This window comes from Mesorhizobium sp. CNPSo 4661, assembly GCF_057784215.1.
In genome coordinates this window covers 17,623-30,419 of sequence record NZ_JBWGIO010000003.1, presented here as the reverse complement: position 1 = coordinate 30,419, position 12,797 = coordinate 17,623, and the positions used below count along the sequence as shown (strand labels likewise).

The window sequence follows — 12,797 nt, the reverse complement described above, 5'->3', positions numbered from 1 at the left end:
CCGGCCAGCAAATTTCGCGCCGCAAACGTGGCGGCCCCAAAACAACTGTGTTAATGCGCGGCGACCTCGCAGACCTCCGGCCCCAAGGGAAAGCAAGCCATGTCAAATGCAGCGGCAGCCTCCAGCAAATTCGAATCCTTCTTCGAGACCACGCTTGCCGACGCCGATCCGGAAATCTTCGGCGCCATTCGCAACGAGCTCGGTCGCCAGCGCCATGAGATCGAGCTGATCGCGTCGGAGAACATCGTGTCGCGTGCGGTGCTCGAAGCGCAGGGCTCGATCATGACCAACAAATACGCCGAGGGCTATCCGGGCAAGCGCTACTATGGCGGCTGCCAGTTCGTCGACGTGGCCGAGGAACTGGCCATCGACCGCGCGAAGAAGCTCTTTGGTTGCAACTTCGCCAACGTCCAGCCGAATTCGGGCAGCCAGATGAATCAGGCCGTGTTCCTGGCGCTGCTGCAGCCTGGCGACACCTTCATGGGCCTCGACCTGAATTCGGGCGGCCATCTCACGCACGGTTCGCCGGTCAACATGAGCGGCAAGTGGTTCAAGGTCGTCTCCTACGGCGTGCGCAAGGACGATCACCTGCTCGATATGGATGCGATCGAGAAGACCGCGCATGAGACGAAGCCGAAGCTGATTCTCGCCGGCGGCACCGCCTATTCGCGCATCTGGGACTGGAAGCGCTTCCGCGAGATCGCCGATTCGATCGGCGCCTATCTGATGGTCGACATGGCGCATATCGCCGGCCTCGTCGCTGGCGGCATGCATCCGTCGCCGTTGCCTTATGCCCATGTCGTGACCACGACGACCCACAAGTCGCTGCGCGGCCCGCGTGGCGGCATGATCCTGTGCAACGACGAGGAAATCGCCAAGAAGATGAACTCGGCGGTGTTCCCGGGCCTGCAGGGCGGCCCGCTGATGCATGTCATCGCCGCCAAGGCGGTGGCGCTCGGCGAGGCGCTGAAGCCGAGCTTCAAGGCTTATGCCGAAAGCATCGTCGCCAACGCCAAGGCGCTGGCCTCCAGCCTGCAGGAGACCGGCCTGGATATCGTCTCTGGCGGCACCGACAACCATTTGATGCTCGTCGATCTTCGTCCGAAGAACGCCACCGGCAAGCGCGCGGAAGCCGCGCTCGGCCGCGCTAACATCACCTGCAACAAGAACGGCATCCCGTTCGATCCGGAAAAGCCGTTCGTCACCTCGGGCGTGCGCCTCGGCACGCCGGCCGGTACCACGCGCGGTTTCGGTCAGGCTGAATTCCGCGAGATCGGCAAGCTGATCGCCGAGGTGCTGGACGGGTTGAAGGTGGCGAATTCCGACGAAGGCAATGCGGCGGTCGAGGCCGCCGTCAAGGCCAAGGTCACGGCGCTTACCGATCGTTTCCCGCTCTACCCCTATCTCGGCTGATCCACGCTCGGTTGCCCTCCGTCGGTTGACCGCGCGACATACGTCATCTTTTATCCCTGCGCTTCGCGCCGCTCCTTGATCGGGCGGCGCGGCCTACCGGAGACTTTGATGATGCGCACTTTCCGTCTTGCCATCCTTGCCCTGTCCGGCTCGCTGGCCGTTTTCGCCCTATCCGGCGCGGTTGCGCAGGAGCAGCAGCCCAGCTCCGACATGCCGGCCACCAATACCTTTGGCAAGTGGACCACCATCATCGATACGCTCGATACCGGGCAGGATGCGCACAAGACTTGCGCCGCCTCGACCGCGTTCGTCGACGGCGACGGCAATGCCGGATCCTTGACGATGTCGATCTCCACCGGCGACGCGCTGCCGCCGGATGCGTATCCGGCCATCATGTTCATCGTCGACAACAAGACGTTGCCGACCGGCAACAAGATCGCCGCGACCTTCGGCGATCCTGGCGTGAAGGTAACGGCGACCGTAACCTCCAACGCCGCCGCCGGCGGTCGCCCCAGCTGGATGGTGGACAACCAAGCCAAGACCAGCCTTGCCTTGCTGCGGGCCATGCGCAAGGTCACCTCGCTCGATGTCACCTTCGGCAAGCAGGCCGTCGCCAGCATCCCGATGGATGGCTTCACCAAGGCCTATCGCAATCTCGGTACATCCTGCGGTTTTTCGACCAAAGACGTGGCGCCCTGAGCCTGCTGACGGTCGGGACAGGGCGCTGGCAATCTTGCTCGCGCATCGCTATCTCTGAGGCATAAAAGGCTCTAAGCCTTTCGCCCACAAATCGCGAACCCAAGGCTCTCCATGCGCTGTCCCTATTGCCAGTCCGAAGATACGCAGGTGAAGGATTCGCGTCCAGCCGAGGATGGCGCGGCGATCCGCAGGCGGCGGGTGTGTCCTGATTGCGGCGGCCGCTTCACGACCTTCGAGCGCGTCCAACTGCGCGACCTCGTCGTCATCAAGAAATCCGGCCGCAAGGTGCCTTTCGACCGCGACAAGCTGCTGCGCTCCGTCGAGATCGCCGTGCGCAAGCGCAACGTCGACCCCGAGCGCATCGACCGCGCCGTCACCGGTATCGTGCGCCAGCTTGAAAGCTCCGGCGAAACCGAGGTTGCTTCGGGCGAAGTCGGCCGGCTGGTCATGGAGGCCCTGAAATCGCTGGATGACGTGGCCTATGTCCGCTTCGCCTCGGTCTATCGCAATTTCCGCGAAGCCAGGGATTTTCACGAGCTGCTGGGCGAGCTGAAGGGCGACGAGGAAAAAACTGAAGAGGAAGCCGGCTGATCATGGCGGGACAGCGACTGGACGAGGCCGCGCAGGCGGCCCTTGACCGCCGTTTCATGGCCGCGGCCATCAGGCTGTCGCGCCGCAATGCCGGTCGTACCTCGACCAACCCTTCCGTCGGCACCATCATCGTGCGCGACGACGGCGCCGGGCCGATGATCGTCGGCACCGGAGTGACGGCTGTCGGTGGCCGCCCGCATGCCGAGACCGAGGCACTGGCCGAGGCCGGCGAGTTGGCCCGTGGCGCAACCGCCTATGTCACGCTGGAGCCTTGCGCCCATCACGGCCGCACCCCGCCCTGCGCCAACGCGCTGGTCAATGCCGGCATAGCGCGCGTCGTCGGCGCCGCGAGCGATCCAGATCCGCGCGTCTCCGGCCAAGGCTACGCCATCCTGCGCGCCGCAGGTGTCGAGGTGGTGGAGAAGGTATTGGCCGCCGAGGCCGCAGAGCAGATGGCCGGTTATCTGACTCGTTCTCTGAAGAAGCGCCCGGAAGTAACTCTGAAGCTTGCGCTTTCGAGCGACGGCAAGATCGGCCGTAAGGGCGCGGGCCAGGTCGCCATCACCGGCGAGGTCGCGCGGCGCGATGTCTATCTGATGCGCGCCGAGGCCGACGCCATCCTGGTCGGCATCGGCACCGCGCTTGAGGACGACCCGGCGCTGACCGTGCGTCTGCCCGGGCTGGAGAACCGCTCGCCGGCGCGCATCGTTCTCGATCGGCAGATCCGGCTGCCGGAGACCTCCAAGCTGGTATCCGGCGTCGACCGCGTGCCGCTCTATATCGCCTCGTGCCTGGAGGCCGATGCGCATCGACGCGCGGCGCTCGAACGCGCGGGCGTGCGCTTCATCGGCACTGAAACCCATGACGGCGTCGTCGCCTTGCCGGAACTGCTCGAGGACCTTGCCGCGCTCGGCATGGCAAGCGTTTTGGTCGAGGGTGGCGCTCAAGTCGCCAAGGCATTCCTTGACGAAGATTTGGTCGACCGCATCGTGCTGTTCCAGGGACCGGACGCGATCGGGAAGGACGGCATTGCGTCGCCGATCGACGCCGACCATATCCCGACAGGTTTTCGCAAGCTGCGCGAGATGCGGTTTGGCGAAGACAGCTATGCCGAGTGGGTGAGACCATGATCCCAAAAAGTGGGAACCGGTTTTTGGATCAGATCATGGTCAAAACGAAAGACACTCTCTGATGTTTACTGGAATTGTGACTGACGTTGGCACCGTTGCGAGCGTGAAGCCGCTCGCCGAGGGCGTCGGCCTGCGCATCGATACCGCCTACGATCCCGAGACCATCGCTATCGGCGCCTCGATTTCTTGCGGCGGCGTCTGCCTGACTGTTACCGCTTTGCCTGAGCATGGCTCCAACGCGCGCTGGTTCGAGGTCGAGGCCTGGGAGGAAGCGCTCAGGCTGACCACCGCATCGAGTTGGAGATCCGGCACCAGGATCAATCTCGAACGGGCGCTGAAGATCGGCGACGAGCTCGGCGGCCACATCGTCTCCGGCCATGTCGACGGCACCGCCGAGATCGTCGAACGCAAGGAGGAGGGCGATGCCGTGCGCTTCACGCTGGAAGCGCCGCGCCATCTGGCGAAGTTCATCGCGCCAAAAGGTTCGGTCGCGCTCGATGGCACCTCGCTCACCGTCAACAAGGTCGAGGGCACCCGCTTCGACGTGCTTCTGATCCATCACTCGCTGAGCGTCACCACCTGGGGCGAGCGCCAGGCCGGCGACCGCGTCAACATCGAGATCGACACCATGGCCCGCTACGCCGCGCGTCTGGCGGAAGCTGCGAAAGAGGGGCTTTGAGGTGCCAGCCTTGAAATTCCCGGCCATTGGCCGTACATTGCTGCGCCAGGAGAGCGACAATGACGGCACACCCACCACGCCGCGTTCGTGGCGAGCGTCTGGAAACACGCGTCACGGCCGACCAGAAGAGCCTTATCGAGCATGCTGCGGCGCTACAGGGCCGCACCGTGACGGATTTTGTGCTGACCAGTCTCCAGGAAGCTGCCCGCCGCGCAATCGAGGAGCACAAGCGCCTGGAGCTATCTGTCCGCGACAGCCGGGCCTTCGTGGACGCTCTCATCAATCCGAAACCAGTGAACGATCGCCTGCGCGATACAGTACGTCGTTATCGCCAAGCTACTGGCATCTGAGGGGTGACGGGCTCAACCGAGGTCTCTGTACGAGTTGAGGTGCTCGGTCCGCAGCACGTCAGAAGCGCATTCGAAAGTGGCGTAGAACCGCTCGATCGATATCTTCGGCTGCAGGCCGGGCAAGACGCCCGCAAGAACATTGCGGCGCCGTTCGTGCTGGTCATGCCGGATGGAGCTATCGCCGGCTACTACACGCTCTCGTCCACTGCGGTGAATGTCGGCGAATGGCCTGCCGAGACCGTACGCAAGCTGCCGCGCTATCCCCTCGTTCCCGCGACGCTACTCGGACGCCTGGCCGTCGATCGACGGCAACAGGGTAGGGGTTACGGCCGATACCTCCTGGCCGATGCATTGCACCGGTCTCTCCGTAGTGAAATCGCCTCGTTCGCGGTCATTGTCGACGCAAAGGACGAGAACGCGCGGCGCTTCTACGAACGGGAGAGTTTCTTGCCATTTCCGGATCAACCGATGAAGCTGTTTCGACCAATGGCCGATATCGCGGGATTGTTCAGATGAAAAAGGGGGCTCCAACGGAGAGTGATAATTCCGAGTTCAAGGAACGGCTGACACGCGAAGCAATGGCCGATGTGGACGCAGGCCGTGTGGTAGACCACCGAGCCGTTCTTGCCTGGGCTGAAAGCCTGGGGTACCGGCTGTCCGCTCCCGCCGCCTCGGATAAAGATGCGATAGACCAAGCGGCACCCGGACCAATCTTCCGCTTGCGATAAACCCGGCTTCGGCCTAAGTCACCGGCAACCCCCCGGAGACTTTTATGGCTGGAACATCCCAACACGGCAAAGCGTTCATTCGCCCAAAGGCGAAGGCGCATCTGCTCATTGTCGAAGCGCGCTTTCATGACGACCTCGCCGACGCCCTGCTCGAAGGCGCGACCGGCGCGCTCGACGAGGCCGGCGCTACCTATGACGTCGTCACGGTTCCCGGCTCGCTCGAAATACCGGCGGTCATCACCTTCGCGCTCGACGGCGCCGCCGAAGGCGGCACACACTACGACGGTTTTGTCGCGCTCGGCACCATCGTCCGCGGCGACACCTATCACTTCGACATCGTCGCCAATGAATCGAGCCGCGCGCTGATGGATCTGTCGGTGCAGGAGGCGATTGCGGTCGGCAATGGTATCCTGACCACAGAGAACGATGCGCAGGCATGGGCGCGCGCGCGCAAAACGGAAGGCGACAAGGGCGGCTTCGCCGCCCGCGCGGCGCTGACCATGATCGCGCTCAAAGAGAAATTCGGAGCCCAATCGTGAGCGATCCCGCCTCGACCGGAGCGGTGCGCCACGCCAACAAGCGCGGTGCCGCCCGTCTTGCCGCCGTCCAGGCGCTCTACCAGATGGATGTGGCCGGCGTCGGCGTTTTCGAGATCACGGCCGAATACGAGGCCTTCCGCCTCGGCAAGGAAGTCGATGGCGCGCTCTATCGCGAGGCCGACGCGCAATGGTTCCGCGCCATCCTGACAGGCGTCGTCGAGAACCAGAAGACCATCGATCCCGTCATCCGCCAGGCGCTGACCGAGGACTGGCCGCTGTCGCGGCTTGATTCGACGCTGCGCGCCATCCTGCGCGCCGGCGTCTATGAATTAATGAAGCGCGAGGACGTGCCGGTGGCCGTGATCGTCTCCGAATATGTCGACATCGCAAAGGCCTTTTACGAGGAAGACGAGCCGAAGCTGGTGAACGCCGTCCTTGATCGTGTCTCGCGCCGGGTTCGCGGCGAGGGGCGTGGCAAGGACGCTTCGTGACGACCGCAACGGCCGCGGTCGCCGAGACCGGCAGGGAAGGGCGCCGCACCGCGGTGCTGCTTGCCGCCGCGCAGGCGATCGTCGGGTCGGCCGCGCCAATCGCCATTTCGCTCGGCGCGCTTGCCGGGCAATATCTGCTTGGTCCCGACAAGTCGCTCGCCACCGCGCCGGTCACCGGGTTCAACATCGGCGTGGCGCTTGGCGCCTTGCCGGCCGCCGCCCTCATCCGCAACCTCGGCCATCGCGGCGGCTTCATGACCGGCACGATCGTCACCGCGCTTGGCGGCCTGATCGCGACGCTCGCGCTCTATCAGTCGAGCTTCTGGCTGTTCGCCTTCGGCCTCTGCGTCATCGGTATCGGCGGCGCCTTCGTCCAGCAGTTCCGCTTCGCCGCCGCCGACAACGCGCCGCCCGAATTCAAGGCGCGCGCCATCTCCTTCGTGCTGGCAGGCGGCATCATCACCGCCATCCTCGGGCCGCAGATCGTCATCTACACGCGCGAATTGCTGGCCCCGGTGATGTTTGCCGGGTCCTTCGCCTCGATCCTGCCCCTGGCGGCGGCCGGCGCGCTCATCTTGTCGTTCCTACGGGTTTCGTCCCGCACGGACACTGTCACTGAAACCGCCGCAAGCGATGCCCGCCCGCTGATTGAAATCGTCACCCAGCCGCGTTTCGTCGCCGCATTGTTCTGCACCGTCGGCAGCTACGCGCTGATGAGCTTCGTCATGACCGGCGCGCCGCTCGCCATGGTCGGCTGCGGCCTGTCGGAAGACAATGCCACGCTCGGCATTTCCTGGCACGTTATGGCGATGTTCGGGCCGAGCTTCTTCACCGGTTCGCTGATCCATCGCTTCGGCGCCGAACGCATCGTCGCCACCGGCCTTATCCTGCTGATCGGCTGCGGCGTCGTGGCGCTTTCCGGACTGGCGCTGTGGCAGTTCTGGACGGCGCTGATCCTGCTCGGGCTCGGCTGGAACTTCGGTTTCATCGGCGCCACGGCGATGGTCGCCGCCAGCTACCGGCCTTCGGAGAAGAGCAAGGTCCAGGGCTTTCATGATTTTGTCTTGTTCGGCTCCGTCGCCTTCTCCTCGCTGATGTCGGGCGCGATCTACAATGCCTGGGGCTGGACCATGCTGAACTGGATCGTGTTCCCGGTCGTCCTGCTTTGTTTTGTCGCGCTCGGCACATTGAAGATGGTGGGCGCCCCCAAACTTTGAAGAAGGCGCCGGATCAGTTCTTCCAGCCCGCTCGCACAGCCTGCCCTAATGCATGTCGCCCAGAAGTGCGCAGCGGTTCTGGGACAACGACTTGCATCCAAACAAGGACTTGAAGCGCATCGCCTGAATCCGTTTCAGCGAGACGCGCTTAGACAGCCAGCGTCATGCATCCGGCGGGAGCACCTGCAGGACCCGCGCGATGAACATGTGGAATTCGTCCATGTAGTTGCGCAGGAATGTTTCGGTCGACTCCACCGTCACCTCGCCATCGTCGGTGATCAATCCCGGGGTAAACTGAATGTAGGCTTCGGGAGAGTTCATCTGGGGTGCGTTGCAGAAGCTCAAGACGCTGCGCAGGCTCTGCTGGGCGACCGCGGTTGCGATCGCGCCGGGTGAGGTTCCGATGACCGCAGACGGTTTACGGGCAAAGGAGTTTTTGCCGTAAGGGCGGCTGGCCCAGTCGATCGCATTCTTCAGGCCGCCCGGGATCGAGCGGTTGTATTCCGGCGTGACGAAAAGCACCGCCTGGACGGACGCGATGGCTTTCTTGAACTCCAGGGCGACCGGAGGAAAGTTGGCATCGTAATCGTAGCTGTAGAGCGGCAGGTCCTTGAAGGAGATCTCCGTCATTTCAAGTTCCGGAGGCGCCAGTTTCACGAGGGCCTTCGCGAGCTTGCGGTTGATGGAGCCCTTGGCGAGGCTGCCGATGAGGTAGCCGACTTTGTGCTTGGCCATGACATACTCCCGTGTTGGCCGCCGACCCCGCCGCTCCTAATATTCCCCAGAACAGGGGAAGTCGCCAGCCGACCTTAGGTCGGCATTGCGTTATGTCGGGTGGGGTAAGGCTTAACCCCGGCCGAACAAAATTATTGCGCGTGTCCCCCTAGTTATGAAACCGTATGCCCCGACTGGCCGTTAAAGCCGTGCTCATATGCGGCCACCGATCGATCGGTTCATAGCAAGGGATTTTCACAATGTTTTCAATCAGAAAGCTCGCTTTCGCGGCGATAGCGCTCGGCATCGCGACGGCTTCGGCGGATGCCCAGGTGGTGGTGTCCTCGAAGATCGATACCGAAGGCGGGGTGCTGGGCAACATCATCCAGCTCGTTCTCAATGCCAACAACATAAAGACGACGGACCGCATCCAGCTCGGCGCGACGCCGGTCGTGCGCAAGGCGATCACCGCCGGCGAGATCGACATCTATCCCGAATACACCGGCAATGCCGCCTTCTTCTTCCAGAAGGCCGACGATCCGGTCTGGAAGGATGCCGCCAAGGCCTACGAAACCGCCAAGAAGCTCGACTACGATGCCAACAAGATCGTCTGGCTGTCGCCGTCGCCGGCCAACAACACCTGGGCGATAGCGCTGCGCAAGGAAGTGACCGACCAGAACAAGCTCGTGACCTTGACGGATTTCGGAAAATACGTTGCGGGCGGCGGCAAGGTGGTGCTCGCCGCTTCCGCCGAGTTCGTCAATTCGGCGGCGGCACTTCCGGCCTTCCAGACGACATACGGCTTCACGCTGAAGCCCGACCAGCTGATCACGCTCTCCGGCGGCGACACCGCGGCGACCATCGCAGCCGCCGCCAACCAGACCAACGGCGCCAACGCCGCCATGGTCTATGGCACCGATGGCGGCATCCAGCCTTCCGGCCTCGTCGTGCTCGATGACGACAAGGGCGTGCAGCCCGTCTATCAGCCCGCGCCGATCATCCGCGAAGAGGTCCTGAAGCAGCATCCCGAGATCGAGGCGCTGCTGAAGCCGGTCTTCGCCAAGCTCGATCTCGTCACGCTGCAGGAGCTCAATGGCCGCGTGCAATTGGGCGGCGAACCCGCGAAGGGCGTGGCGGAGGATTTCCTCAAGAAGAACGGGTTTTTGAAGTAACAAGTTTGGCCTGAAGCGCGCGAAGTCGGTGCGAGGCACCCCCCTCTGTCCTGCCGGACATCTCCCCCCCAAGGGGGGAGATCGCCAGCTGCTGCCTCCCGCTTTCTTCTCCACCCCAGGTGATTGGCGAAAACTTTCGCGACATCTGATCTCCCCCCTGGAGGGGGAGATGGCCGGCAGGCCAGAGAGGGGCGCTTCGCGCAACCCCTCCTCATGAACCTCCGCTTCGACAAGCTCGGCGTCGTGATCACCGCGATCGTCGCCTACGCCGCCTTGGCGGCCCCCTTTGCCACGTTCCGTGCCAACCGCATCGTGCCGGGGCAGGCGCGTTCGATCCTCGAGGCGCTGCCGCCCGCGCTAGGCATGCTGCTGCTGGCGATAGTGATCGCCGCCGCCATCGTCGCCTTGCTCAGGACCCCGCTGGTGCTCAGGCTGGCGGCCAGCGTTGTCGCGCTTGTCGCGATCACGATCCTTATTGGCGTTGCCGGCGGTTTCCTGACACCCGCCGGCAACACTTTTGCCCGCGTCGCCCCAGCTTCGGGTTTCTGGCTGCTGGTCTTTGCTTTCGCCTTGCTGTTGGCCGACGTGCTGACCAGGCTGAACCTGTCGCCCTGGGCGCGCGTCAGCGTGCTGGTGCTTGCCGCTTTGGCCATCGCAGCGCTGCTCGTCTCGGGAAGCTGGGACAGCCTCTCCATTCTCAAGGAATACGCCAGCCGCGCCGACAGTTTCTGGACGGAAGCCTCCAAGCACGTCACGCTGGCGCTCGGCTCGCTCGCTGGCGCGGTGATCGTCGGCATACCGCTCGGTATCCTTTGCCATCGCGTCGACAAACTGCGGGCGGGGGTGCTCAATGTGCTCAACATCATCCAGACCATTCCCTCGATCGCGCTTTTCGGCCTGCTGATCGCGCCGCTCGGCTGGGTTGCCGTCCACGTGCCGGGCGCCGCCGCGATCGGCATCAGGGGCATCGGCACCGCGCCGGCTTTTGTCGCCCTTTTCCTCTATTCGCTGCTGCCGGTGGTGGCCAACACCGTGGTCGGCCTCGCCGGTGTGCCTCGCGCCGCCAATGACGCCGCGCGCGGCATGGGCATGACCGATCGCCAGCGCCTGTTCGATGTCGAATTTCCGCTCGCCTTTCCGGTGATCCTGACCGGCATCCGCATCGTGCTGGTGCAGAATATCGGCCTTGCCACAATTGCCGCGCTGATCGGCGGCGGCGGCTTCGGCGTGTTCGTTTTCCAGGGCGTCGGCCAGACGGCGATGGATCTGGTGCTGCTCGGCGCGCTGCCCACCGTGGCGCTGGCCTTTGCGGCGGCCATCATCCTTGATGCGGTGATCGAGATGACCGCCACCAAGCGCAGGGTAGTTGAAACGGCATGATCGAGATCGAAGGCATCACCAAGCGCTATGACGAGACGACGGTGGTCGACAATGTTTCGATGGTCATCGAACCGCGCACCATCGCAACCATCGTCGGCACGTCGGGGTCCGGCAAGACGACGCTGCTGAGGATGATCAACCGGTTGGTCGAACCGACCTCCGGCGTCATCAAGCTCGACGGCGCCGACAACCGCTCGGTGCCCGGCTACCAACTGCGCCGCAGCATCGGCTACGCCATCCAGGGTCACGGCCTGTTTCCGCATCGCACGGTGGCGCAGAACATCGCCACCGTGCCGCTGCTGCTCGGCTGGGACAGGGATCGCATCAAGGCCCGCGTCGACGAGTTGATGACGCTTTACCAGCTCGACCCGCAGGCCTATGGCCCGCGCTATCCGCACGAGCTTTCCGGCGGCCAGCAGCAGCGCGTCGGCGTCGCCCGCGCTTTGGCCGCCGAACCCAACGTGCTTTTGATGGACGAACCCTTCGGCGCGCTGGATCCGATCATCCGCACCAAGGCGCAGGAGGATCTGCTGGCGATCCAGAAGCGTTTCGGCACCACCATCATCCTCGTCACTCACGACATGGAAGAGGCCGTGCATCTGGGCGATAAGATCGCCGTCATGGATGCCGGCAAGCTGGTGCAATACGCCAAGCCGGCTGAAATCCTGGCGAGGCCGGCAAGCGACTTCGTCGAGGAATTGGTCGGCGCCAGCGAAAGGCCGTTCCGGCTGCTGTCGCTTGGTGCCGTGCGCGATGCCGTGGAGCCGGGCGGCGCCGAGGGCGAGGCTATCCCAGGCGAGGCCACGCAGCGCGATGCGCTGGCCGAACTGTTGTGGTCGGGCCGCCCTGCGCTGCCGGTGAAGGACGCCGCCGACGGCAAGCTCATTGGCCGCGTCACCGTCGAAGGCCTGGTGAAGCGCGCGGCGAGGCCGCAATGAAGGCCTGGCTGCCCGCGCTGCTGAGGCTGGCCGTTCTGGTGCTGCTGGTGGTCTTCATCACCAACCCTGGCTGGTTCGAGCCATTGCTGAAGCCGCTGACCGAGAATGGCGCGCCGGCAATCTACAACCAGGGCAGTCTGCTGACGCTGACCTTGCAGCACCTGCGCACCGTGCTGATCGCGACGGTCGCCGCGACGATCGTCGCGGTGGCGCTGGCCATCCTGGTCACCAGGCCGGCCGGCGCCGAGTTCCTGCCCCTGTCGCGCAGCCTGGTCAATATCGGCCAGACTTTCCCGCCGGTTGCCGTGCTGGCGCTTGCCGTGCCGGCCGTCGGCTTCGGCGAAAAACCGACGCTGATCGCGCTCTTCCTCTACGGCCTGCTGCCGATCTTCGAGAATGCGCTGACGGCGCTCACCACGCTACCCGGCAACGTGATGGAAGCGGCACGCGGCGCCGGCATGACCGGCTGGCAAAGGTTGATGAAGGTCGAGCTGCCGCTGAGCGCTCCGGTGATCCTCGGCGGCATCCGGCTCTCCGTGGTCATCAGCCTCGCCACCGCGACCATCGGCTCGACGGTGGCGGCCAAGACGCTGGGCGAAGTGATCATCGCCGGCCTGATCTCGAACAACCTTGCCTTCGTCCTGCAGGGCGGTCTGATCGTCGCCGCGCTTGCGGTCCTGATCTATGACGGCCTGTCGGTAATCGAACGCTATGCCGCGCGGCGCATGGGGCAGGGCGTGGAGTAGGGAGGTTCAG

Annotated in this window: 15 protein-coding genes; 14 read left to right on the top strand and 1 reads right to left on the bottom strand. The window is 64.2% G+C overall.

Going from position 1 to position 12,797, the window contains the following annotated elements; all coding sequences use genetic code 11:
* The first annotated feature begins 99 nt into the window (after positions 1–99).
* From glyA to AC0YKC_RS04860, 10 genes are all read left to right on the top strand, one after another.
* Complete coding sequence (gene glyA, locus AC0YKC_RS04905; protein ID WP_320297283.1) at positions 100–1,413, top strand: serine hydroxymethyltransferase; 1,314 nt, start codon at positions 100–102, stop codon at positions 1,411–1,413.
* Between the two features lie 111 nt (positions 1,414–1,524).
* Positions 1,525–2,112 (top strand): invasion associated locus B family protein, encoded by a 588-nt coding sequence (locus AC0YKC_RS04900; RefSeq protein ID WP_488510559.1) that lies wholly within the window; start codon positions 1,525–1,527, stop codon positions 2,110–2,112.
* A 111-nt stretch (positions 2,113–2,223) separates the two neighbouring features.
* Positions 2,224–2,703: a transcriptional regulator NrdR gene (gene nrdR, locus AC0YKC_RS04895; RefSeq protein WP_320297281.1), complete on the top strand. Its 480-nt coding sequence runs from the start codon at positions 2,224–2,226 to the stop codon at positions 2,701–2,703.
* Positions 2,704–2,705: 2 nt separating this feature from the next.
* Positions 2,706–3,833 (top strand): bifunctional diaminohydroxyphosphoribosylaminopyrimidine deaminase/5-amino-6-(5-phosphoribosylamino)uracil reductase RibD, encoded by a 1,128-nt coding sequence (gene ribD / locus AC0YKC_RS04890; protein ID WP_320297280.1) that lies wholly within the window; start codon positions 2,706–2,708, stop codon positions 3,831–3,833.
* Positions 3,834–3,894: 61 nt separating this feature from the next.
* Positions 3,895–4,512 carry a riboflavin synthase gene (locus AC0YKC_RS04885; RefSeq protein ID WP_320297279.1) on the top strand — a complete coding sequence of 206 codons (618 nt, stop codon included), beginning with the start codon at positions 3,895–3,897 and terminating at the stop codon, positions 4,510–4,512.
* Positions 4,513–4,571: 59 nt separating this feature from the next.
* Complete coding sequence (locus tag AC0YKC_RS04880; protein ID WP_320297278.1) at positions 4,572–4,862, top strand: type II toxin-antitoxin system TacA family antitoxin; 291 nt, start codon at positions 4,572–4,574, stop codon at positions 4,860–4,862.
* A 39-nt stretch (positions 4,863–4,901) separates the two neighbouring features.
* The gene (locus AC0YKC_RS04875) at positions 4,902–5,378 is read left to right on the top strand and encodes a GNAT family N-acetyltransferase (protein ID WP_488510333.1); all 477 of its coding nucleotides are present in this window, start codon (positions 4,902–4,904) and stop codon (positions 5,376–5,378) included.
* A 256-nt stretch (positions 5,379–5,634) separates the two neighbouring features.
* Positions 5,635–6,129, top strand: coding sequence for a 6,7-dimethyl-8-ribityllumazine synthase (gene ribH / locus AC0YKC_RS04870; protein ID WP_320297276.1), 495 nt, complete (start codon positions 5,635–5,637; stop codon positions 6,127–6,129).
* Positions 6,126–6,620 carry a transcription antitermination factor NusB gene (gene nusB / locus AC0YKC_RS04865; RefSeq protein ID WP_320297275.1) on the top strand — a complete coding sequence of 165 codons (495 nt, stop codon included), beginning with the start codon at positions 6,126–6,128 and terminating at the stop codon, positions 6,618–6,620. Before ribH ends, nusB begins: the two co-directional genes overlap by 4 nt.
* Complete coding sequence (locus AC0YKC_RS04860) at positions 6,617–7,837, top strand: MFS transporter (protein ID WP_320297274.1); 1,221 nt, start codon at positions 6,617–6,619, stop codon at positions 7,835–7,837. Before nusB ends, AC0YKC_RS04860 begins: the two co-directional genes overlap by 4 nt.
* Before the next feature lie 162 nt (positions 7,838–7,999).
* Here AC0YKC_RS04860 and AC0YKC_RS04855 read toward each other — a convergent pair whose 3' ends face one another.
* Positions 8,000–8,572, bottom strand: a complete 573-nt coding sequence (locus AC0YKC_RS04855) for an NADPH-dependent FMN reductase (protein ID WP_434722491.1) — start codon at positions 8,570–8,572, stop codon at positions 8,000–8,002.
* A gap of 239 nt (positions 8,573–8,811) precedes the next feature.
* Here AC0YKC_RS04855 and osmF point away from each other — a divergent pair, with 239 nt between their 5' ends.
* The 4 genes from osmF (at position 8,812) to AC0YKC_RS04835 (ending at position 12,787) form a co-directional block, all read left to right on the top strand.
* Positions 8,812–9,723 carry a glycine betaine ABC transporter substrate-binding protein OsmF gene (gene osmF, locus AC0YKC_RS04850; protein WP_434722492.1) on the top strand — a complete coding sequence of 304 codons (912 nt, stop codon included), beginning with the start codon at positions 8,812–8,814 and terminating at the stop codon, positions 9,721–9,723.
* A gap of 213 nt (positions 9,724–9,936) precedes the next feature.
* Complete coding sequence (locus AC0YKC_RS04845; protein ID WP_320297271.1) at positions 9,937–11,103, top strand: ABC transporter permease; 1,167 nt, start codon at positions 9,937–9,939, stop codon at positions 11,101–11,103.
* Positions 11,100–12,041 carry an ABC transporter ATP-binding protein gene (locus AC0YKC_RS04840; RefSeq protein WP_488510332.1) on the top strand — a complete coding sequence of 314 codons (942 nt, stop codon included), beginning with the start codon at positions 11,100–11,102 and terminating at the stop codon, positions 12,039–12,041. Before AC0YKC_RS04845 ends, AC0YKC_RS04840 begins: the two co-directional genes overlap by 4 nt.
* A complete protein-coding gene (locus AC0YKC_RS04835; protein ID WP_488510331.1) occupies positions 12,038–12,787 on the top strand; it encodes an ABC transporter permease in 750 nt (249 codons plus the stop codon). The genes AC0YKC_RS04840 and AC0YKC_RS04835 overlap by 4 nt, the downstream gene beginning before the upstream one ends.
* Positions 12,788–12,797 lie beyond the last annotated feature (10 nt).